General features: G+C 34.3%; 17 protein-coding genes. 4 read left to right on the top strand and 13 right to left on the bottom strand.

Annotated elements, in window-relative coordinates:
- Nucleotides 1–34 precede the first annotated feature (34 nt).
- The 5 genes from OZP09_RS18115 to gltB form a co-directional block, all read right to left on the bottom strand.
- Complete coding sequence (locus OZP09_RS18115) at nt 35–484, bottom strand: hypothetical protein (RefSeq protein WP_269235080.1); 450 nt, start codon at nt 482–484, stop codon at nt 35–37.
- Between the two features lie 171 nt (nt 485–655).
- Complete coding sequence (locus tag OZP09_RS18110; protein ID WP_281309769.1) at nt 656–1,624, bottom strand: phosphatase PAP2 family protein; 969 nt, start codon at nt 1,622–1,624, stop codon at nt 656–658.
- A 979-nt stretch (nt 1,625–2,603) separates the two neighbouring features.
- Nucleotides 2,604–3,821 (bottom strand): diaminopimelate decarboxylase, encoded by a 1,218-nt coding sequence (gene lysA / locus OZP09_RS18105; protein WP_269235078.1) that lies wholly within the window; start codon nt 3,819–3,821, stop codon nt 2,604–2,606.
- A gap of 212 nt (nt 3,822–4,033) precedes the next feature.
- Nucleotides 4,034–5,491, bottom strand: coding sequence for a glutamate synthase subunit beta (locus OZP09_RS18100; RefSeq protein WP_281309768.1), 1,458 nt, complete (start codon nt 5,489–5,491; stop codon nt 4,034–4,036).
- Nucleotides 5,492–5,495: 4 nt separating this feature from the next.
- Nucleotides 5,496–10,010, bottom strand: coding sequence for a glutamate synthase large subunit (gene gltB / locus OZP09_RS18095; RefSeq protein WP_269235076.1), 4,515 nt, complete (start codon nt 10,008–10,010; stop codon nt 5,496–5,498).
- A 415-nt stretch (nt 10,011–10,425) separates the two neighbouring features.
- On the opposite strand from gltB, the gene sucC reads away from it, so the two are divergent.
- Nucleotides 10,426–11,619 carry an ADP-forming succinate--CoA ligase subunit beta gene (gene sucC, locus OZP09_RS18090; RefSeq protein WP_031453708.1) on the top strand — a complete coding sequence of 398 codons (1,194 nt, stop codon included), beginning with the start codon at nt 10,426–10,428 and terminating at the stop codon, nt 11,617–11,619.
- Nucleotides 11,620–11,837: 218 nt separating this feature from the next.
- Here sucC and OZP09_RS18085 read toward each other — a convergent pair whose 3' ends face one another.
- From OZP09_RS18085 to OZP09_RS18075, 3 genes are all read right to left on the bottom strand, one after another.
- Nucleotides 11,838–12,299 (bottom strand): DUF1456 family protein, encoded by a 462-nt coding sequence (locus tag OZP09_RS18085; RefSeq protein WP_269235075.1) that lies wholly within the window; start codon nt 12,297–12,299, stop codon nt 11,838–11,840.
- Between the two features lie 85 nt (nt 12,300–12,384).
- A complete protein-coding gene (locus OZP09_RS18080; RefSeq protein WP_269235074.1) occupies nt 12,385–13,395 on the bottom strand; it encodes a dipeptide epimerase in 1,011 nt (336 codons plus the stop codon).
- Nucleotides 13,396–13,421: 26 nt separating this feature from the next.
- Nucleotides 13,422–14,720, bottom strand: a complete 1,299-nt coding sequence (locus OZP09_RS18075) for an anthranilate synthase component I family protein (protein ID WP_269235073.1) — start codon at nt 14,718–14,720, stop codon at nt 13,422–13,424.
- A 189-nt stretch (nt 14,721–14,909) separates the two neighbouring features.
- Here OZP09_RS18075 and OZP09_RS18070 point away from each other — a divergent pair, with 189 nt between their 5' ends.
- Together OZP09_RS18070 and OZP09_RS18065 are read left to right on the top strand one after the other, a co-directional pair.
- The gene (locus tag OZP09_RS18070) at nt 14,910–15,821 is read left to right on the top strand and encodes a DUF4349 domain-containing protein (RefSeq protein ID WP_269235072.1); all 912 of its coding nucleotides are present in this window, start codon (nt 14,910–14,912) and stop codon (nt 15,819–15,821) included.
- A 204-nt stretch (nt 15,822–16,025) separates the two neighbouring features.
- Nucleotides 16,026–16,400 carry a DoxX family membrane protein gene (locus tag OZP09_RS18065; RefSeq protein WP_163395983.1) on the top strand — a complete coding sequence of 125 codons (375 nt, stop codon included), beginning with the start codon at nt 16,026–16,028 and terminating at the stop codon, nt 16,398–16,400.
- A gap of 60 nt (nt 16,401–16,460) precedes the next feature.
- Here the strand turns inward: OZP09_RS18065 and OZP09_RS18060 are convergent, their stop codons facing one another.
- The 4 genes from OZP09_RS18060 to OZP09_RS18045 form a co-directional block, all read right to left on the bottom strand.
- Nucleotides 16,461–17,003: a lipocalin family protein gene (locus OZP09_RS18060; RefSeq protein WP_269235071.1), complete on the bottom strand. Its 543-nt coding sequence runs from the start codon at nt 17,001–17,003 to the stop codon at nt 16,461–16,463.
- A 144-nt stretch (nt 17,004–17,147) separates the two neighbouring features.
- A complete protein-coding gene (gene lpdA / locus OZP09_RS18055) occupies nt 17,148–18,551 on the bottom strand; it encodes a dihydrolipoyl dehydrogenase (protein ID WP_269235070.1) in 1,404 nt (467 codons plus the stop codon).
- A 232-nt stretch (nt 18,552–18,783) separates the two neighbouring features.
- On the bottom strand, nt 18,784–19,887 hold the full coding sequence (locus OZP09_RS18050) for a DUF695 domain-containing protein (protein ID WP_281309767.1): 1,104 nt from the start codon (nt 19,885–19,887) through the stop codon (nt 18,784–18,786).
- 146 nt (nt 19,888–20,033) lie between these two features.
- The gene (locus tag OZP09_RS18045; RefSeq protein WP_269235067.1) at nt 20,034–21,968 is read right to left on the bottom strand and encodes an amino acid permease; all 1,935 of its coding nucleotides are present in this window, start codon (nt 21,966–21,968) and stop codon (nt 20,034–20,036) included.
- Nucleotides 21,969–22,272: 304 nt separating this feature from the next.
- On the opposite strand from OZP09_RS18045, the gene OZP09_RS18040 reads away from it, so the two are divergent.
- Nucleotides 22,273–23,424, top strand: coding sequence for a Gfo/Idh/MocA family protein (locus tag OZP09_RS18040; RefSeq protein ID WP_269235066.1), 1,152 nt, complete (start codon nt 22,273–22,275; stop codon nt 23,422–23,424).
- A gap of 100 nt (nt 23,425–23,524) precedes the next feature.
- Here the strand turns inward: OZP09_RS18040 and OZP09_RS18035 are convergent, their stop codons facing one another.
- Entirely contained in the window at nt 23,525–24,478 is a 954-nt protein-coding gene (locus OZP09_RS18035) for a YARHG domain-containing protein (RefSeq protein WP_432419456.1), read from the bottom strand.
- Between the last annotated feature and the right edge of the window lie 9 nt (nt 24,479–24,487).

The raw sequence follows: 24,487 nt of genomic DNA, 5'->3' as shown, positions 1-24,487 counted from the left end.
TTTTGATGACGGTTTTTTAATGTAAAAATACAACTTACTGTAAAATAGTTTCAATTTTAGCTTCTGATTTTTCTCTGACAGCACTGTCCGGATGAAAACTCCAAACAATGAGAAACTTTCCTTTAACAATATACTCTTCAGGATGTTCATCTGTAGGTTGCCCGCCTTTTCCCCACAACAATCCCTGCAAAAAACGCTCACCTTTAAATACATGTTCAAATTCGAAATACATAATTGATCCGCTATCTGGTCTGCTTTTAAAACTTTGCATCGCTTTACTCTTTACTTTTCCAACAATATTGCTATAGGTCTCAATATCGTTATAAAAAGTACAGGCCTGAACAGAAACACAATTGTTACCATCACTCAGGGTGTAGCCTTTCGGAATTTCTTTTGGTTTCAGTTTTAATTCAGCAATAGTCTGGCTGAATAAATTTGTAGTAAGTAACAGTAATAATACTGACAACTGAATTCTAATCTTCATCGTTTTAATTTTACTTTTATGACACGCACAAAAATTCAGTACACATTTTAACCGAATTTGCCATGCTAAAATAGTATTTTATTTGAATTAATTGAGATGTATTTTCTCAGGAAAAAATAAAAAAATCCCATGTCTTTTTTGGTATGGGATGAATTTGGAATGATTTACTTCTTAAAAACTTCCAATAAAATGAAACCCAACCATAGAATTAGAAATTTGAGGAACTAATTGCTTGTGCATGGTGAATTTTTTAGGATTTTGATTAAAAGCGCCGGATTCTCTTTTAGCTATTTGATTACGACTGCTAATTACTATAGATCGTCCTATTATTGTACCTACTAATCCGCCTACTAATAAGTCGGAAACCCAATGCTCATGACTTTTTATGTCCGCAAGAAATACTGCTGTTACAAATGTATAGGGGATCCAATAATTGTTGTATTCCATTTGAAAAACTTTAGCAACAGCAAAGTAAGCCGTAGAATGAAAAGAAGGAAACGAAGTGCCTCCATTAGGCCCGGATTTAAGATGAATATTATTATAATTTCCAAAATCCCATTGATTTCTTGTAAATGGCTCTTCAACCGGATTATTATCATTTAATCTTCTATGTGGTCTATTTCGTGATGTCACGGTTTTTAGAACTAGCTGAGTGATAACATACGAATATGCTAAAGATTTGGCAGCATTAGTTGCAACAACTTGCCCTTTTTTATTATTAAAAATTAACGATCCTGCATACAATCCAACGATTGGATAAATAATATAAGGATCGTGACCTGTTACGTAAGGAATTCGATTTTTAGGGTCAATATCAGGCAAAGTATAATCAATATTAGGCTCTATATGATCATGCAAAAAACCTGTTGTTTGTTTATCAACAGCTATTAAACCAATTATTCCTGCGGTATAAAGAGCTGTTCTTTTCCAATCACTTGATATTGTATGCCCCATTGCTGAAAAATCACCGGGAACACTAAGAAAGCTGTCTGCAATTACATTACCAGCAACCTTAAACCGATTCTCTTTTTTTATTTTATATTTAAGTGTGTCTTTCTGATTTTTTATCGTTAAGCTGTCAATCTGAGAAAAACTAGGCATTGAAAATAGAGCAAAAAAAATCATACTGTAGATCTTCATAGTAATCAATTTAAATTAAATTTTATTCAGCGTATATTGAGATAATTAAAATATAAACTTCATTGACCTTATTTTCCAGTTATAAAATGATACTATAGAAATTCTAAAATTAACGATAGTAACATACCACAATATAGCCAAAAAACACCTTAAAATTTTACACTTTAGGGTAGATTTTTTCCAAAAATTATACATTATTAAAGTATAACACCTATGCTGAAAAAGCTATATAATAACAAATACATTAATTACTCAAAATAAAACCATAAAATAGTTTTTTTTTCGTAAATAACTCATTATCAAAACTTAATATTTTTTTTTTTAAAATCATGACTCATAAACATCAAATCATAGGAAGACATGAATTTGAATTATTACAAAATCATGTAATAACAGATCGTGAAAAGAATAAGAAAATAACACTTCTAAGTATTGTATTAATCATTCTTTCATTATGCTTACTATTTATTGTTTGGAGCTATGTGTTCTCGATACATAGTTTTCTATCAAACTAAAGAACACTCATGCTGGCTGCATCGATGCTTGAAGGAAAAAGCAAAATTATCTCCTGAAACCAACTGACTATCCTTCACTTTGTAATACAATAAAACTAATCTTTAACAACTTAACATCCTGTTTAATGGCGTGATCAAAACGATTCACCATACCAACTCCAATCTAAGGTTTTGAATATTCGAGAACGGTTTCGCCATTAATAATACTCGTTATGAGTTAATACAAATTAGTAACTAGTTGCTGTTTTCAAAACATGTCATTTTTATCAATTAAAATCAATAATTATCATCACCATAAAAGGGACAAAGGTTACCTTTACTAAATCACTATTTGGCATCGAAATATTATTTATAAGTTATTCCTATAGATGTTTTTTAATTAATCTGATTGCATAATAATTAAAAAAAATCCCGCCTCAATAAAGAAACGGGACTTAGCATTGATATTCTCTTTTTTTTTATTTTTAAACTGTTGCTTCTACTGCCAACGGAATTTGATTTTTAAGCAAATCTTCGAATGTTTCGTGTTGACGGATTAGGATTCCCTGACCGTTCATCCAAAGTACCTCAGCCGGTTTGTATCTTGAATTGTAGTTCGAAGACATAGAGAAACAATATGCTCCTGCATTTCTGAATGCTAAAATATCACCTTCTGTAATTTCAGGAATTCTGCGGTTGTTGGCAAAAGTATCGGTTTCGCAAATGTATCCTACCACGGAGTAAAAACGCTCTTTTCCTTTCGGGTTCGAAATGTTTTCGATATGGTGTGAAGATCCGTAGAACATTGGACGGATTAAATGGTTGAAACCACTGTCGATTCCGGCAAAAACTGTTGAAGTAGTTTGTTTTACTACATTTACTTTTGCTAAAAAGAAACCAGCTTCGCTCACCAGGAATTTACCCGGTTCGAAAATCAAAGTTAAATCTTTACCGTATTCTGTACAGAAAGCGTTGAATCTTTTTGATAATTTTTTACCTAATTCTTCGATGTCCGTTTCGATATCGTCTTTTTTGTATGGCACTTTGAATCCGCTTCCGAAATCTAAAAACTCCAGGTTTTTGAAATTTTTAGCAGTGTCGAACAAGATTTCAGCAGCATACAGGAATACTTCGATATCTAAAATATCAGATCCCGTGTGCATGTGAATCCCTACGATATTCATTTTGGTGTTCTCTACAATTCGCAATAAATGCGGCAACTGGTGCACAGAGATTCCGAATTTACTATCGATATGCCCAACAGAAATATTAGCATTTCCACCCGCCATTACGTGTGGATTGATACGAATACAAACTGGAATTTGAGGATATTTTGTTCCGAATTGCTCTAAAATTGATAAATTATCAATATTGATTTGTACTCCCATTGAGGCCACTTCTTCGATTTCTTCAAGAGAAACGCCGTTTGGGGTAAAGAAAATTTTGTCAGGGTCATAGCCAGCATGAAGTCCTAATAAAACTTCCTGAATCGATACAGTATCTAAACCAGACCCCATGTTCTTTAATAACTGAAGAATCGCAATGTTAGACAATGCCTTCATGGCATAATTAACTCTTAATTTCTCCACCTTAGAGAAAGCTTTAGTTAACCTGTTGTACTGAGATTGGATTTTTTCAGCATCGTAAACATACAATGGACTTCCAAATTGGTCTGCTAACTGCAGTAAATCTTTTGCTTGCATTTTTAAACTTATTTTGAGCAAATTTATTACTCTTTTATCTACCAGCAAATAATTTACAGAAAAATAACAAATTATAACAAATTGTTTGTTTTTTAAACTATCTGTGAAATTTATTTAGATTTAAAACATTTTGAGAATTTGTAAAAAAATAAACATTAAAAAAGCAAAACGGCTATCAATATTGACAGCCGTTTAAAAATTTTATTGCATAATTATTGTACTCCCGGTAAATCCCCACCTTCTTTAGTAGGCAAATCAGATTTGCCCATTAAGTAAATATCCACCTGGCGAGCAGCTTCCCTTCCTTCAGAGATAGCCCAGACAATCAATGACTGTCCTCTTCTCATATCCCCTGCTGTGAATATATTAGGTACATTTGTCTGATAATTATTTGCTTTATAATTGCTTCTGAAATCAACTTCAAGTCCTAATTGCTCACTTAATGTTTTTTCAGGTCCTGTAAATCCAAGTGCCAGTAAAGCTAAGTCGCAAGACCAAACTTGTTCAGAACCTTCTACTTCAAGTAATTCAGGACGCTGACCCGGAACCATTTTCCACTCTACTTTTACTGTTTTCAAAGCGATTAATTTACCACTTTCGTCTTTGATAAATTCTTTCGTATTGATTAACCAGTCTCTTTCACAACCTTCTTTATGGGAGGTAGATGTTTTTAACTGCAATGGCCAGTAAGGCCAAGGAGTAGAAGCACTTCTACCAACTGGCGGCTTTGGCATAATCTCAAAATTCGTTACCGATTTTGCCCCCTGACGGTTTGATGTTCCAACACAGTCAGAACCTGTATCACCACCACCAATTACGATTACATCTTTTCCGGTAGCCAATACCTGATTTTCGATTTTTTCCCCAAAAACTACTTTAGTCTGCTGCGTTAAGAAATCCATTGCCTGAACCACACCGTCAGCATCAGCTCCAGGAGTTGGCAAACCTCTTCTCTCTGTAGCACCTCCACAAAGTACGATTGAATCGAATGCTTTTAAATCTTCAACTGAATAGTTTACACCAACATTTGTGTTTACTTTAAAGATAATTCCTTCTGCTTCTAAAATAGCGATACGTCTGTCAATAATTCCTTTTTCTAATTTGAAATTTGGAATTCCGTAACGTAATAAACCTCCAATTGCATTGTCTCTTTCGAAAACAGTAACAGTATGACCTGCTCTGTTTAATTGCTGAGCTGCTGCTAAACCAGCAGGACCTGATCCTACCACCGCAACTGTTTTACCAGTTCTTACTTTTGGCGGCTGTGGCTTAATCCATCCTTCTCTGAAAGCACGCTCCACAATATTTTTCTCTATATTTTCGATAGAAATTGGCTCTTCAATAAGCCCTAACACACATGCTTTTTCGCATGGTGCCGGACATAAACGTCCTGTAAATTCAGGAAAGTTATTGGTTGAATGCAAAATCCATGAGGCTTTTTGCCATTCTTCCTGATATACCATGTGATTAAAATCGGGAATCAAATTCCCAAGAGGGCAACCACTGTGACAAAAAGGTATACCACAATCCATGCAACGAGAACCCTGAGTAGTAATTTCAGCTTCACTCAAAGGAATCGTAAATTCATTATAATTCGTTACACGTTCTTTAACTTCTATATATGATTCGTCTTGTCTTTCGAATTCTTTAAAACCTGTTACTTTTCCCATTGTATTATGCTGTTAATTCTTCTACCATTTGTTCTTCTGTTTCCAGACGTTTCAACGCTTTTTTGTACTCTGTAGGCATCACTTTCACAAAATTGTCTAAGCTTCCTGCCCAATCGTTTAATAATGCTGTACCTCTTGTACTGTTCGTGTACTGAACGTGTCTTTCGATCAAATTTCTTAAGTCGTCAGCATCATCGCCTTCAACCGTTTCAAATTCGATTGTTTCCGTATTACACAATCCGTTTTTAAATTTGTGTTCAGGATCATAGACATAAGCGATACCACCGCTCATACCTGCTGCAAAGTTACGCCCTGTGTTACCAAGTACTACAACTTTACCTCCGGTCATGTACTCACAACCATGATCTCCAACACCTTCCACTACAGCAATCGCTCCAGAATTACGTACTGCAAATCGCTCTCCGGCTATACCGTTAATGTAAGCCTCTCCTTCGATTGCACCAAATAAACAAACGTTTCCAACAATGATATTATTCTCAGCTACAAAAGTTGCTTTTGCAGGCTTTTTGATGATTAATTTAGCTCCGGATAAACCTTTACCTAAATAATCGTTTGTATTTCCTTCTACAGTAAATGTTAGTCCATGAGCACTAAAAGCGCCTAAACTCTGACCTGCAGAACCTGTAAAATTAACATTTAAGGTATCCTCAGGTAATCCAAGGTGACCGTATATTTTAGAAATCTCATTACTTACAATAGCACCAACAGAACGATTAATGTTGTTAATTGGATAAGCTAAAGTCATTTTTTCTTTTCTGTACAAAGCACGGTGAGAATCTCTTAGAATCTGGAAATCCAACACACCCTCTAAATTATGATCCTGCTTTTCAGTATTACGGATCGGCATTTTTTTGTAAGCATCTGGTCTGTGTAAAATTGAAGACAAATCTAATCCTTTCGCTTTGTAATGCTCAATAGCTTTGTTTGAATTGATTTTATCTGTCTGACCTACCATTTCAGCTAACGTTCTGAAACCTAACTGAGCCATAATTCCTCTTAATTCTTCTGCAACATAGTAGAAGAAATTAATAACGTGCTCCGGAGTTCCTTTGAAGTTTTTACGCAACTCTTTATCCTGAGTAGCAATTCCGACAGGACAAGTATTCAGGTGACATTTACGCATCATAATACAGCCTGAAGCTACAAGAGGTGCAGTTGCGAAACCAAATTCCTCAGCTCCTAATAATGCCGCAATAGCAACGTCACGACCTGTTTTTAACTGACCGTCACATTCAACTACGATTCTGCTCCTTAAATTGTTCAAAACCAAAGTCTGCTGCGCTTCTGCTAATCCAAGTTCCCAAGGAAGACCTGCATGTTTTAATGATGTTAAAGGAGAAGCTCCTGTTCCACCGTCATAACCTGCAATCAAAACAACGTCTGCTTTTGCTTTAGCAACACCGGCAGCAATTGTTCCAACTCCTACTTCCGAAACCAGTTTCACATTGATGCGGGCTTCTCTATTGGCATTTTTTAAGTCGAAGATTAATTGTGCCAAATCTTCAATAGAGTAAATATCGTGGTGTGGCGGAGGCGAAATCAAACCTACAAAAGGAGTTGAGTTACGTGCTTCTGCAATCCATGGCAATACTTTTTCTCCAGGCAGCTGACCACCTTCTCCAGGTTTAGCGCCCTGAGCCATTTTAATCTGAATTTCTTTTGCATTTGTCAGGTAATGGGAAGTAACCCCAAAACGTCCTGAAGCAACCTGTTTAATAGCCGAGTTACGGCTGTCTCCATTGATGTCTGGCTGAAAACGTTTTCTGTCTTCCCCACCTTCACCTGAATTGGATTTTCCACCAATACGGTTCATAGCAATGGCTAAATTTTCGTGTGCTTCTCTTGAAATCGATCCATAAGACATTGCACCCGTTTTAAAGCGTTTCACAATTTCTGTCCAAGGCTCTACTTCTTCTAATGGAATCGGGTTTAAATTATCAAATTCAAATAATCCACGAATGGTCATTAGACTCTTAGCCTGATCGTTGATTGTATTTGAATACACATCATAACTATCCTGATCACTCAATCGAACTGCCTGCTGTAATTTTGCAATTGTAGTCGGATTAAACAAGTGTCTTTCTCCGTTACGTCTCCATCTGTATTCTCCTCCAATATTTAAACCTAATCTACTGGAGATTAATTTATCAGGATAAGCATATTTATATCTCTCTGTAATTTCTTTTTCAATTTCGTATAAACCAATACCTTCAATTCTTGAAGTGGTGTATGGGAAATATTTTTCAACGAATTTAGAATTGAATCCAACAATTTCAAAAATCTGAGAACCTCTGTACGAATGTAAAGTTGAGATTCCGATTTTATTCATAATTTTCAAAATTCCTGAACCAATCGCCTTATTGAAATTATCAACCGCTTTTTGCTCTGAAATTCCGGTAATAAATCCTTCCTGAACCTGAACGCGGATGATTTCATTTACCATGTAAGGATTGATTGCACTTGCACCGTATCCGAATAACGTAGCAAAATGATGCGGCTCACGAGGCTCTGCAGATTCCATGATAATATCAAAATAAGAACGCTTACGCAAACGGTTCATCTGATGATTTACATATGAACAAGCCAATAAAGCCGGAATTGGTGCAAATTCTTTATTCACTCCTCTGTCAGAAAGAATAATAATATTTGTACCTCTTTCTACAGCTTTTGTAATTTGAACGATAATAGCATCCAAAGCATTTTCCAAACCATTCATACCCTCAGCTTTAGGATATAAAATTTTAAAAGTTTCTGCTTTGAAATTATCGATAGAAATTGTTCTGATTTTTTCTAAGTCACCGTTAGAAATAACAGGATTCTGAATTCTTAATTTACGGCATTGCTTACTTGTAATGTCAAAAATATTACGATCCTGACCTAAATTCAAAGCAATATCCGTAACAATTTCTTCACGGATACCATCCAAAGGCGGATTCGTTACCTGAGCGAATAATTGTTTGAAATAATTAGGAATCAGCTGTGGTCTGTCTGACAATACCGCAAGAGGCGTATCAATTCCCATTGAACCCAATGCTTCTTTACCTGTTTGGGCCATAGGAGTAATTACATCCTGAATATCTTCTAAAGTATAATTAAAAAGACGTTCTCTTGTAGGCAGATCACTAGTTTCAACCGGACAAACATCTGATGTTTCAGGAACATCTCTTAAGTGTAATCTGTATTGGTTTAACCATTCCTGATAAGGTCTTTCAGAAACAATTTTGCTTTTTATTTCCTCATCATTGATGATACGCCCTTCATTCATATCCACAAGGAACATTTTACCAGGTTCCAATCTACCATGACTTTCAACGTCTTCTGCTGGTACTTCAACAACTCCAATTTCAGAGGCCATTATTAATTTACCGCTTTTGGTAACTGTATATCTTGAAGGTCTTAGTCCGTTACGGTCTAACAATGCTCCAACATAATCCCCATCTGAAAACGGTACAGAAGCAGGGCCATCCCATGGCTCCATAATGCAAGCATTGTACTCATAGAATGCTTTTCTTTCAGGAGACATTGTTTTGTGTTTTTCCCATGCCTCAGGAATCATCATCATCATTACTTCAGGTAATGATCTTCCAGTATGTGTTAACAATTCCACAACCATATCCATAGACGCTGAATCTGATTTTCCTGGTAAAATGATTGGAAATAATTTATCGATTTGTGGCCCGAAAACCTCACTTTTCATAATTTCCTCACGAACACGCATTCTGCTCACGTTACCACGTAAAGTATTGATTTCCCCATTCTGACACATGTATCTAAATGGCTGAGCCAATTCCCAGGTAGGCATTGTATTAGTAGAAAAACGCTGGTGAACTAAAGCCAAGCGTGTTACTAAATCCGTTTGTTGTAAATCAGTATAATATGGACCAATATCTTCAGGCATAATAATACCTTTATATATTATAGTCGTAGTTGATAAACTTGGAAGATAAAAATACGAGCTTTGGGATATTTTTGAATGCCTGATACTATGCTCAGTAATCTTACGCGCTGCATATAATTTCGCTTTAAAAACAGCATCTTCAATAGCCTCATTTTTCCCAATAAAGATTTGTTCAATAGTTGGCTCTGATGCTAAAGCGATTTCACCAAGTTGAGAAGAGTCAACCGGTACTTCTCTCCATCCTAAAACAGAAAGTCCCTGTGCTTTAATTTCTTTTTCAAAAACCTCTTTACAAAAATCGTATTGATTCTTAATTTTTGGTAAAAATACCATTCCAACAGCATACTCACGTGCAGCAGGCAATTCAAAATCACATATCCTCTTGAAATAATCATGAGGAATATCAATTAAAAGTCCAGCTCCATCCCCTGTTTTTCCATCAGCACTCACTCCACCTCTGTGTTCCAGCTTAACTAGAATCTCAAGAGCGTCATGAATAATTTGGTTTGTCTTTTCTCCTTTAAGATTGCAGATAAAACCAGCTCCGCAGTTTTCATGCTCGAATTCTGGCAAATAAAGGCCTTGTTCTTTTAGTTTCATTCTTGATATTTTTTTTTTACAAAAATAAAGATTTCATTAAATATAATGTACCAAAATTATGCTTTGCCTTATATTTTTATAGGAATATTAGAAAAAGGGTTCTTAAATGATAATAATATCATAGAACCCATTGTGAATTGCCAAAATCACAATTCGTTTTAAATTATATTAAGAAAAATCAACAATTAGCTCTTAAAATACGTTGCTTTTATGTTAATTCTAAAACGATATATTGGTTTAAAATTAACAATAAAGATATTTTGGCTTAATCTTTTTTTGACTTTAAATAAATTAATTTAACAAAGTGGGATTGGTTTATTATTAATTAAAAAAGATTTTAGTTTTTAGTTCAATTTTGCTACTTTTGTCGCACTTTTATTCTGAAATAAATTCAGAACCAGACAAATTCTATATTATGAACATACACGAATATCAAGGAAAAGAAATTCTAGCGAGTTACGGAGTACGCATTCAACGCGGAATTGTAGCTAACAATGCGGTTGAAGCTGTTGCTGCTGCAAAACAATTAACTGCTGAAACCGGAACAGGATGGCATGTAATTAAAGCACAAATTCACGCGGGTGGACGTGGAAAAGGTGGTGGAGTTAAGCTAGCTAAAAATTTACAACAAGTTGAAGAAATTGCAGGACAAATTATCGGAATGCAATTAATTACTCCTCAAACTTCTGCTGAGGGTAAAAAAGTAAACAAAGTTTTAGTAGCTGAAGATGTTTACTATCCTGGTGAAAGTGAAACTTCTGAATTTTATGTTTCTGTTTTATTAAATAGAGCTACAGGTCGCAACATGATCATGTATTCTACTGAAGGTGGAATGGATATCGAAGAAGTTGCTGAACACACACCACACTTAATTTTTACTGAAGAGGTAGATCCTTCTGTTGGATTACAAGGTTTTCAGGCAAGAAGGATTGCTTTTAATTTAGGTCTTTCTGGAAATGCTTTTAAAGAAATGGTGAAATTCATCGACGCATTATACAATGCTTACATCGGTTCTGATGCTTCTATGTTTGAAATCAACCCGGTTTTAAAAACATCTGACAACAAAATTATGGCTGTTGATGCTAAAGTAAATATCGATGATAACGCTTTGTACAGACAACCAAAATATGCTGAAATGCGTGATATTCGTGAGGAGAACCCAATCGAAGTTGAAGCTAAAGAAGTTGGTCTAAACTATGTTGACCTTGACGGTACTGTAGGATGTATGGTAAACGGAGCTGGTCTTGCAATGGCAACTATGGATTTAATTAAATATGCTGGTTTTGAGCCTGCTAACTTCCTTGACGTAGGAGGAACTGCTGATGCTAAGCGTGTGGAAACAGCTTTCAGAATCATCTTGAAAGATCCAAACGTAAAAGCCATCTTAATTAACATCTTTGGAGGAATCGTTCGTTGTGACCGTGTTGCTCAGGGAGTTGTTGATGCTTACAAAAACATGGGTGACGCTATCAATGTGCCAATCATTGTTCGTTTGCAAGGAACAAATGCTGAAATTGCAAAAGAATTAATCGATAATTCTGGTATGCCAATTTTATCAGCTGTCCAATTCCAGGAAGCTGCTGACCAGGTTAAAGCTGCTCTTTCTTAATTATATAAGAAATTCAATTTATATAGAAATCCATTCCTTGCGGAATGGATTTTTTTTGCTTTTACATCATGCATATCGTAGAGATGCACAGCAGTGCATCTAACAGAATGTTGTTTCCCGAGACGTCAGACGCACTGCTGTGCGTCTCTACAATTTTTCGATTGTATAAAAAAAATCCCTTCGAATATTCGAAGGGATTAATAAAATCAACATCGTGATTATTTCTTATTCTTACCGTTTTTGTAAACTACTTTTTCTACGACAGATGGTTTTCCATTACCTTTTGGAAATTCTTTCTTTTTAGGTTTTTTAGCAGTTCCAGATTTAGAAGGAGCCTGATCCCCTCTTCCTCTTTCTGAATCTTTTGGACTTGCTTTAAACTCAGGTCTGTCTTTTAAATTTTCTTTCTTCGGAATTTCAGCTTTATGCTTCGCCAAAACATCATTTGGATTCTTTGGATTTTCTTTCGTTCCTCTCAAATGAATAACCAGTCCGTTTAAAAAGTTACGCAAAACCTGATCGCCGCATTCCGTATAATTAGGATGATCTTCAGCTCTGAAAAAAGCGCCTAATTCTGATTTTGAAATTCTAAAATCTACCAATTCTAAAATTTCAACTATTTGATCATCACGGAGCATTAAAGCCACGCGAAGTTTTTTTAAGATATCGTTGTTTGTCATTTTTTTTGTTTCAAGTTTGAGGTTTAAGTTTTATTTTTTTTCCTCAGTTTTATTTTGCAAAGTTACACTATTTTAAAAAGAAATATTAGAATAAAATCACACCTGTTCCTGTTCGGTCCGGATAATATGTCTTACCATTCTTTATCGTCACACCACTCGCAATATCTTCTGCTAATAATAATGAGCCGTCCATATCAACATAATCCAATTCGGGCAATAAATGTGCAATAGCCGAAATACCAACTGTAGATTCTGTCATACAGCCTACCATTGTTTTTAAACCTAGTTTTTTAGCTTCGGTAATCATCCTTCTTCCCGGAGTTATTCCTCCACATTTCATTAATTTTATATTGACTCCATGAAAGTGATTATGACATTTAGCAATATCTCCTTCAGCTATACAACTTTCATCAGCTATAATAGGCAAAACAGCATTTTCAAAAACTTTCTTATGCCCTTCCCAATTATCTGCTTTAAGAGGCTGCTCTATAAATTCAACACCCAAATCTTTTAAAATAACAGCATTTGATAAGGTTTCTTCAACAGTCCAGGCGCAATTCGCATCTACCCTAAAAATAGCATCAGTATGTTTTCGTAATTCAGTTACAATAGCAATATCTTCAGGAGTTCCTAACTTTATTTTGTAAATCGGCCATGGAAATCCCTTCATTTTAACAATCATGTTTTCAATGCTATCAATTCCGATGGTATAATTAGTCTTTGGATTATGGGAAATATCATAATTCCATAACTCATAAAGCTTTTTACCTTTTTTTCGCGTATACAAATCATTATAAGCATTATCCAAAGCACATAAAGCAAAAGGATTGTCTTTTAAAAACGGATTTATTTTTAGCCAGAATTCTTCCGGAGTCTCACCAGACGATTCTTCTATAATTTTACGGATTTTTTCAATATCATCCTGCAGAATTTCCACAGTAATATTATAATACGGATTCGAAGTAGCTTCACCATATCCTGAAAATCCACTATCCTGCAATTCTACGATTAGCGAAGGCTGAAAATCGATTGATTTCCTTGAAATTCTAAAAGTGTGTTTTAGTTTTAGATTGTATGTTCTTAAGATTAATTGCATAAACAGACACTTTCAAGTTGTTATTTTCAAATACCCGAAGATTTTAAAACTTCAGACATGGCTTTTGCCTTCAACAAGCATTCTTCGTATTCTTTTTCCGGTACAGACTGAGCTGTAATAGCACTTCCAACGGAGAACGAAACATATTTATTTTCCTGATTATATAAAATACTTCTAATTACAACATTAAAATCAAAATCGCCTTCAGGAGTAAAATAACCTACTGCCCCACTATACAAACCTCGTTTGGTTTCTTCCAGGTTTTCAATAATTTTCATGACCGAAATTTTTGGAGCTCCCGTCATACTACCCATTGGAAAGGTCGTTTTCAAAACATCTACAGAAGAATATTGAGGATCTAATTTTGAAGTTACCGTAGAAATCATTTGATGTACCTGCAAGAAGGAATAAATTTTACAAAGTTCCGTAACTTCTACCGAACCTTTTTGTGCCGTATGCGATAAGTCATTTCGAACCAAATCAGTAATCATGATATTCTCAGCACGTTCTTTTGCATCGTTTTCAAGATTTTGTTTGGATTCTTCATCCTTATTCACATCTGAAAATCGTTTTGAAGTTCCTTTTATGGGCTGAGAAATAATGGTATCTCCCGTTTTTTTTAGATAACGTTCCGGAGAAGCTGAAAGCAGAAATTGTTTATTGTTCTTAAAGAAAACCGAAAAAGGAGCTTTTGAAATCTCATTCAGTTTTTGAAATTTTTCCAGTGGATTGATAATCGCATCTTCAGCAAAAAATTCCATACAAAAATTAGCTTCGTACATATCACCTGCATGAATGTGTCCCAGCATTTTTGTTACTTTTTGAAGATACGATTCTTTTGAAATTCGTTGCTCCAAATCGACTTTATCCAACGTTTCAAAAGAATAGCTTTTACTCTGAATAATTTCTTCAAAATCTTCTTCAACCTCATCGTCACACAACAATAAGTAACTGATTTCAAGCTGATTTCCTTTTAGTAAAAAAATCTTTTTTGGCTGAAAGAAAAATAAATCCGGGAAATTCAATCCGTCAAAATTGGATGATTTTAAATACTCAATATCATTTTTAAGATCATAAGACAAGTAACCAAAAAGCCAGTCTTTTGTAGTTTGCTGGTACTGTTTTAAATCTTCAAAAGCATTATGAAAATCGGTTTTTAACGATGTAAAAGCATCAACAGCCATCAAACAATCGAAACTAGAATATTCTTGAGGATAGGAATTACTATCCAAAAAAACAACCTCTCGAAATTGTTGTGACCAACTTAAAAGTTGTTGTTTGAACTGCTCCGGATCCGGAATGTGCTTGTGAATGGAAACTCTCAAAAATGAATTGATTTAGACTTCAAAATTACGACAAAAAAATTCCTTCAATAAAGTAATCTTAAAAAAATATTGGCACACTTTTTAGTATATCGAATTAATATTCATTATTAAAAATTTTCCTGCTATTTGATTAAAACATTACATATCCTTTATACAAAATTTATTTATTAATCAACATTTAAAAAATTTATGAAAACAATTGCAAAATTAGGTTTGACCACCTTCGTAATCACGGCAATATTATTTTCCTGCAAAAAAGCAGATGCCACAGGTGAAGAAACATCAGATTACGCAACTACCGATAGCACAGCTGTTTTATCCAGCACAGCTATTTCATCATCGGCAGCAGTCGAGAAAAAAGACAGCAAGCAGAAATTCATTCGAACTGCAGATATCAAATTTAAGGTTAAAAACGTTGTCAGGTCCACTTATGCAATTGAAAATGCCACCCAGAAATTCGGAGGATTTGTTACCTATACCAATTTACAAAGCACTATTCAGAATCAGATTAGAACCAAAATCAGCCAGGACAGCACCCTTGAAACGACTAAATATACCGTAGAAAACAACATTACCATCCGCGTTCCGAATACACAGCTCGATACAGTAATAAAGACCATCGCTAAACAAATTGATTTTCTTGATTTCAGGGTAATCAAGGCCGATGATGTTTCATTAAAATTATTAGCAAATCAGCTATCTCAAAAAAGAAGTGTCCATAACGAAAAAAGAGTAGAAAAAGCGATTGATGAAAAGGGCAAAAAAATCAATGACATTATGGAGGCCGAAAATACTTTAGCAAACCAAAAAGAATCAAACGATAATCGCACTATAGATAATTTATCGTTACAGGATCAGATTAATTTCAGTACTATCACTCTACAGCTTTATCAGAATGAAACCATCAGACAAGAAACTATTGCAAGTGAAAAAGACAGCGCTGCCTATAAACCTAATTTAGGTATTCAGATTATTGATGCTTTAAAAAGCGGTTGGTACATCTTGCAGGCTATCTTGATTTTCTTTATTAATCTTTGGCCATTTATCTTAATAAGCATTGGTGGATTTTTCCTTTATAAGAAGTACATCAAGACCCAATAATCACACAATAAATTAGCATTTTCATAAGAAAAAATTCGTTATATTTGATACAGAATTAAACCAATCTCAAAATTAGACGCGTTTAATTGTAAAATTCTTAAAAAAGACCACAAAATAGTTTGTGAATTCTAATTTGAGACTTTCGGTTTGTATCTTTTCCAATAGCTTAATTATATTTTTTAACCTTAAAAAATCCTAAGTATTATGAAAATTGCTACCATTATTGTTCGCGTTTTAATCGGCCTTTTGCTACTTTTCGCTTCCATCAGCTTTTTCTTTAAGCTGGCACCTGAACCAGAAGTAACCGGAAATTTTAAAGCTTTTAATGTAGGTCTTGTTGCATCAACTTACTTACTGCCTCTGGCAAAATCTATTGAATTACTTTGCGGAATCGCTTTCGTCACAGGACGTTTTGTAACATTAGCCAATATTTTGATTTTACCAATAACAGTAAATATTCTGTTTATCAATTATTTTCTTGCACCGGAAGGCTTGCCCATTGCAGGTTTGTTATTCTTAGGGAACTTATTTTTGATTTATAGATACTGGGACAATTATAAAAGTGTTTTCACTCCATGATTTAATTCACATTTTAAAATACAAAACCCGACAGACTTCAAAATCTGTCGGGTTTATTTTTTAATTTGCTTTGTCGTGTTTTACCCAAACAAGAGCAGAAGTTTTATATCCAATTTCCTGTGCTTTTTTCAAATAAGCCGTTTTAATGTTTTCAGGAATTGTAGTTTCTCTCGAAAGTATCCACATGTATTTTAAACTTTCTCCGGCGACCAAAGCATATTTATAATCCTCATCAACCGCAATTACATTATATCCGGAGTAAAAAGGGCCAAAAAAGGAAACTTTCAGCATCCCTATATTTTCTTTTTCGACGAATTTAGCTTTTCCAATACTTTGTTTCCACTTATTTTTTTCAACCTCATACCCTTTGTTATCTACTTTTATCGTTCCGTTATCGTTTAGGGAATATTCGGCAGTTACATTATTTAAACCCTTTTCATATTTAAAATCCAGTCTGGCAATTTCATACCATTTTCCAAGGTATTTAGCTTTATCAAAATTATTGACAGCAGTTGCTTTTTCCGGAATAGTTGAGCCACAGGAATAAAGCAAAAAAGCGATTCCTACTCCAAGTAAAACTGGAGCTATATATTTATTTTTCATGATGTTGACTTTTAAAATTAATTAAAGATAACATCTAAAAAAGAAAATCATTTTACAGAATTTTTTATGCTTATTACATATTGCAAAAGAAAAAACCGTCAAAATAAAATTCTGACGGTTTTGAAATATATTTTACGTAAAAAATTATACGTGTAAAGCTCTGTTTTCAGTAGCTGCCAATGCTGCTTCTTTTACTGCTTCCGCGAAAGTTGGGTGTGCATGACTCATTCTTGAAATATCTTCAGCAGAAGCTTTGAATTCCATTGCTGTAACCGCTTCAGCAATTAAGTCTGCTGTACGCGCTCCGATCATGTGAACTCCTAAAACTTCGTCTGTTTTTTCATCAGCTAAGATTTTCACAAATCCGTCTAAGTCTGCACTTGCTCTTGCACGTCCTAAAGCTTTGAATGGGAAACTTCCTGATTTGTATTTTACTCCAGCTGCTTTCAATTGCTCTTCAGTTTGTCCAACTGCAGCAACTTCTGGCCAGGTATAGACTACACCAGGAATTAAGTTGTAATCGATATGTGGTTTTTGACCTGCTAAAATTTCAGCAACCATCACTCCTTCTTCCTCCGCTTTGTGCGCTAACATTGCTCCACGAACAACATCTCCAATTGCGTAGATATTTTGAACACTTGTCTGTAAATGATCGTTTACTTCAACTTGTCCTCTGTCTGAAATTTTAACTCCGGCTTTGTCAGCGTTTAATCCGTCTGTATAAGGACGACGACCAACAGAAACTAATGAATAATCTCCTTCAAGAGTGATAGTTTCTCCTTTTGCATTTTCAGCCTGAACTACAACAGCATCACCATTTCTTTCAACTGATTTTACTTTGTGAGAAACGTAGAATTTCATTCCTTGTTTTTTCAACACTTTTGTTAATTCTTTAGACAATGAACCGTCCATTCCCGGAATGATTCTGTCCATAAATTCTACTACAGAAACCTGAGCTCCTAAACGCAGGTAAACTTGTCCAAGCTCGATTCCGATAACTCCTCCACCGATAATTACTAAGTGTTTTGGAACTTCTTTTAAAGCCAAAGCTTCAGTAGAAGTAATGATTCTTTCTTTGTCAATTTTGATGAATGGCAAAGAAGATGGTTTTGATCCTGTAGCAATTACAGTATATTTTGCTTCAATAGTTTCTGAAGTTCCGTCTGCTTTTGCAACAGCGATGTGAGTTGCATCTACGAAAGAACCTAAACCATTGAAAACAGAGATTTTATTTTTATCCATTAAGTAGTTGATTCCGCCTACGGTTTGATCTACAACGGCTTGTTTACGAGCAATCATTTTCTCTAAATTGATTTTTACATCACCAGAAACTTCGATTCCGTGATCTGCAAAATGAGCAATTTCTGCATAATGATGAGAAGATGATAATAATGCTTTTGAAGGTATACAACCTACGTTAAGGCAAGTTCCGCCTAAAGAGTTATACTTTTCTACAATAGCAGTTTTGAAACCTAATTGTGCGCAACGAATTGCTGATACATATCCGCCAGGACCTGAACCTATAATGACTACGTCAAATGAACTCATAGTTTTTCTGTTTTTTATTTTTAGTGCTACAAAATTAAGGAATAAAGTTTTGTTTAAAGTTTAAAGCTTCAGGTTTTTTGTTATGATTTATTTAATTTTCGAAAAGAAAGTGATTCTTTTTTGATTTTTGATTAATGAATTTGGATTTTATAAAATCGGATAAATTTGATTCTTAAAATTATAAATTTAAACCCGGAATATGTGAAACTAAAACAATCGTAAAATTCTTTCCTTAATCTAGTCTCGGCTTATAGTGTTTAAAGGTTTGCCAATATTTGTCTTTGTAGATTTCGTAGGTTATTTCAAAAACGCTGTTATATCTTTTAATTAATTCATCTGCCACTTTTGTAGGTTTTCTGAAATCCTTACAAGCAAAAAAGATTTCTCTTTTGTTTGCTAATGTTTCTCTGCCTACATTTAAATAGCCTTCCAAATCTTTTAGGTCTAACATGATTTGATCTTCAATTACATTTAATAACTGATAAGTTTCATTATCAGGCATTCCGTTGTTATTACTACTTCCATCAAAAGGAATGGTAATAATGAACATCCAAGGATGAGATGCTTTTTGATCCCAATTTAAAAGGTCTGTATTCATCAAAGCTATAACAATTCCTCCATCTTTTATATTAGACTCAAAACCTGAATAATTATCATTTTCAGTATTGTGCCTGGTTCCTTCATATTTCTCAACAAATTCTTTTTCTCTCCAAATTAAATAATCTTTTAATTTTTCAATCGGAATTAATTCTTCTGAAACACCTTCTGATCCGACAACTTTCATATTATCAATTAAAGTAACCGAATGCAGTTCTCCTAAATAATTGTCGAGGAAAATGTATACTCCATTTATTAATTCTCCTTTTTTTTCTTCAATAAAGCCATCATAAATGATAGTTAAGTCTATTTCATCAGGATAACCTTCATGAATATTTGGATAAAACTTTAAATTGTCTTTGTTGATTTTAAAACCTTCATAATTAATACTTACATCTTTTATATCTGATGCGGGTTTAAGGGCAGAAAATCTCCAGCCCTCAATCTTTGGCGCATTATTTATAAGTTCTTCAATAACATAAATATTCTTGATTACACCATCAGGTGTCAGAACTAATTCAGCAGTCTGGTCGTCAAACATTCCGGTAAGAAAGTAAATTCCATCATGAATTTCATCCAGCCTTGGAGCCAGTTTATCGAAAAAATCTTTGTGTATATTATCTCCATTTTTTACAGCTTTAAAAAACTGTTTTTCATATTTTAGAAACCAGTTCCAAAAATCATTATCATATTGTATTGAAGCCTCTTTTTTGCCCAATAGTTTATCAAGAAAACCCATTTATTAAAAATTAAATTTAAAATTTTACTAAAAACAAACTTAGGGAAAAGCAGTTTTAAAACATAAGAATATTTACACAAAAGAATAAAAATGCAAAAACCGTTTTGAATATTTCAAAACGGTTTTTCACATATACCTTTTTACTTCTAACTCACAACCTGAGTATTGAGTTTACTATTTTTTCGGCTATAAGTAAAATAAATTAAAAGCCCGATTAATAACCAGATGGTAAAGTAAATCCAGTTCCACACACTTAACTCCGCCATCATATAAAGACAGCATATAAGTCCTAAAAGCGGAATCAAAGATAAATTTTTTCTAAATGCCCAAACGGCTAATCCAACTAATACGATAAGGAAAATCCACATTGGAATTTTATGCTTGAATAAGCTGAAACCTGATTCGTATTTAAGAGAATGCCTGATCGGCAGTTCTTTTACAACTTCGGTATATTTTACTTCATCGTCCTGATATTGCCCCAATAAATGTTCTAAATCTGAAGTTTTCGCCGTTTTATTATTAACGTCTATCCCTTTTAAATAATCGAAAACTTTAACCGACTCTTCTTTATCCAAAGAAGTTACTATAGAAGTTGCATCGTAAATCTGTGCTTCATTATTAATAAAAGCCATTGTTGCTTTAGTATTGAAAGCAAAAGCATAGTACAATCCAGCAATCATTAAAACCGGCAAAATGTATTTAGAATTTACATAAGGTGTTTTGAATTTTCCCCTTGGAATTTCAGGTTTATTCTGCAACACCAAAACGCCTGCACAAACCAGTACAAAGGCAAACAAAGTCCCGATACTGCATAGATCGGTTACCATTGTCAGGTTTAAAAATAAAGCCGGAACAGCCACTACAAAACCTGTTACAATGGTAGCAAAAGAAGGTGTTTTGAATTTTGGATGCACTGTAGAAAATTTCTTTGGCAATAATCCGTCACGGCTCATACTCATCCAGATACGAGGCTGCCCCATCTGAAAAACCAGTAAAACACTTGCCATTGCAATGACAGCACTTACTGCAATAATGCCAGACATCCATTTTAAGTCTAATTTTTCAAAAACAAATGCTAACGGGTCGCCGACATTTAATTCGTTGTATTTGACCATTCCGGTTAAAACCAAGGCAATGGCAATGTATAAGATGGTACAGATAATAATTGCCCACATCATCCCGCGTGGTAAATCACGCTGTGGATTTTTACATTCCTCTGCGGTGGTTGAAATCGCATCAAAACCTATGTAAGCAAAGAAAACAGCAGAAACTCCTTTTAAAACCCCACTTACACCATTTGGCGCAAACGGATTCCAATTGGTTGTATCCACATAAAAAACTCCAACAGCAATTACTAAAAGTACGATACAAAGTTTCACTACAACCATTAAGTTACTGGCGTTACGTGATTCTTTCATTCCGCGATACACCAAAGCGGTAATTAGTACGATAATAAACAAAGCCGGCAAATCAGCTACAAAATGAAAAGAACCAATTGTTGGTGCGGTAGTCCAGGCCATATAAGCCGCCTGTAATCCTGCATCTAAATTTTCGAAAGTTTTTCCTCCCTGCATCAGGGCCATTGCATCTTTAAAACCGTTTGAAGCGGTTAAATAATCCATCTGAATCCACTGTGGCAAATTAACTCCGCGACTTTGCAGTAATCCTGTAAAATAATCACTCCAGGATATGGCAACCGTTATATTTCCTACGGCGTATTCCATAATTAAGGCCCAACCTATAATCCACGCAATTAATTCGCCAAAAGCAACATAAGAATAGGTATAAGCACTTCCGGAAACCGGAACCATTGAAGCAAATTCGGCGTAAGCAAAAGCGGCAAAACTACACGCTAATGCGGTAAATAAAAACAGAAAAATAACAGCAGGCCCCCCATCTGCACTTGCTTTTCCGATGGTACTAAAAATTCCTGCACCAATAATAGCTGCAATTCCAAAAGCAGTTAAATCCCTTGCAGTTAAATGCTTCCCTAATGCATTATGACCATCTGCTTCATTCTTTGCAACCTGGTTTAAAATATCCTGTACTGTTTTTTTGCGGAATAAACCTGACAACGCCATATGTGATTCTGGTTTTAAATTGATAAATTTCAGACTTTGGGCTTTTATTTTGCAAATAATGCAAAAATTATCCTGAAATCAAATATATAAAACGATTTTGTTTATCTGACTTATTTTTCGTGCAGAATTGCACAAATTTTCTTAATTATTTTCACCAATAAATATGTCGCTTTTTTAGGACAATAAAATTATAATCGTTTAATTTGAAGATAATTATATTCAAAAAATCATTCACAAGAAATATAAATATTCATTTTTTGAAACTACTAAAATTATAATTTAATATCGTATAAAGACAAAATTTATGGAAAAAATATCCAGACGTTCATTTGTAAACAAATTCGGAATTGGTGTTGGTGCTTCAGTTATTGCGACAAGTATTCCTTCTTTTTTATCTGCAGCCGAACCAGAACATATTCCTTATAATGGAAGAAAAATAAATCTTGCCCTTTGTGGCTTGGGCATTTATGCCAATATTGTAGCCGAATCTATGCAGGGATCTGAGTATTGCAATCTTGCAGGAATAGTGACCGGAACCCCTTCAAAAGCAATTAAATGGAAAGAGAAATACAATATTCCCGACAAGAATATCTATAATTATGAAAATTTCGATGACATCATAAAAAATAAAGATATCGACATGGTTTACGTTATCCTGCCGAACAGCATGCATAAAGATTTCGTTATTCGTTCAGCAAAAGCAGGAAAGCATGTTATAACTGAAAAACCAATGGCAATTGACGTCAAAGAATGCGAAGAAATGATCAAAGCCTGCAATGATAATAAGGTGCAGTTAGCTATTGGGTACCGCTTGCATTACGAACCAACTCATTTAGAAATTAAAAGATTAGGACAAGAGAAAGTTTTTGGACAGGTACGATACATCGAATCATCCCTGGGATACAAAACATATGACACCATTGCCAAAAAACCGGTAGATATAAATAGTCCGTCGAACTGGAGACTAAATAAAAAATTATCAGGTGGCGGTCCTTTAATGGATCTGGGAATTTACTGCATACAGGCCAGCCGGTATATTTTAGGGGAAGAACCGATTTCGGTTACTGCACAGTTTGGTACAATAAACGATAAAAACCGATTTTCAGAAACAGAAGAAAGCATTTCCTGGCAAATGGTATTTCCGAGTGGCGCAATGGCTAATGGCACTACTTCTTGTGGTTATAATATTGACAGAACCTACGCATCTGCTGATTATGGCTCTTTCGAATTAAGTCCTGGTCTCAGTTACGGACCTTATGAGGGAAAGACATCAAAAGGGCCTCTTAAATTTCCTCCAATCAAACAACAGCAAAAACAATTGGATGAAATTTCTAAAGTGTTGCTCGCAAACAAAAAGCTTCCTGACCATATTACAGGTGAGGAAGGACTGAAAGACATTAAAATTATCAATGCAATTTACAAAGCTGCTGAAACCGGGAAGAAAATAGTTTTATAATTTTTTGCCCCAGATTAAATAGATTTACACAGATTATTTAATCTTTTTAATCTGGGGCACTATTTTTTTCTCACGAAGATTGAAAGATTTTTTTATGAAATTATTCTTCAATAAAAGTCATTTTTTTTGCCATCTTTTTTTGCCATCCATACGGCAAAATAGAGTGGTTATTTTCGACCATTAACTCCATTTGCTCCACAATTTTATCCTGTATTTTCTTTGGCAGAGCATAAAAATCGGCGTCTATCTTAAGATTTCTTTCATCATCTAAAACGCCATTTTGAATTCGCACTCCAATTTTTTTACCCTTATAATACAATAGGATTTTGATTCTTCCATCACTATAACCATTATAACCGCTGGTGCCATAAATGATCGTTGGCTCTATGATGCCGTCATTATCAAAATCTTCGACATAGATATATCTTGTCCAAAACCATACACTTTCTTCTTCCTTATCTTTGGCATCATTTGTTTCAAAAGTTTTAATCAAACCATTGTCCTGTATTTTAAAATTTAATGCTTTGACCGAATTATTAAAAACATTTCCACCAACTGGCTCTTTAAATTTGTTTTCTGTTAAAACTAAATAATACTGTCCCGCTTTATCCTTATAATCGTAAACTTTCCAGATATTAAAATTTATACCTAATTCTTTTCTTTTTTCTTTTGGAAAAATTTCATTTATCTTTTCTTCTGAAATAATTTTGTATTTACTATTATTTTCAGTCGAAATAAACTGCGAAATTTCATTGATTTTTTGCGACAGGATTGCAACATTCCTTTTTTCAATATCCGAATAAACAATACTTTTATTATCATATACAGGCTTATACCAACTATATTTTTTGAAATAATCAGCATATTCAGGATTTGAAAATACATAACCCTTTCGGGCGTAAATCTCGTTTTTTAGTAATTTTAAAGCATTCAAATCTTCATTTTCCAGTTTAGTTTCATCAATGAGTTCCAATGAACATTTTGAACAATCTACTCTATTTTGTGCTTTCGCTAAAAGTGTTGTGAATAGAATGATGCTAAAACAAAATTTTATATACATAAA

The sequence above is a fragment of the Flavobacterium flavigenum genome, from assembly GCF_027111255.2.
Lineage (GTDB): Bacteria > Bacteroidota > Bacteroidia > Flavobacteriales > Flavobacteriaceae > Flavobacterium > Flavobacterium flavigenum.
This window is presented reverse-complemented; position numbering and strand designations above follow the sequence as displayed.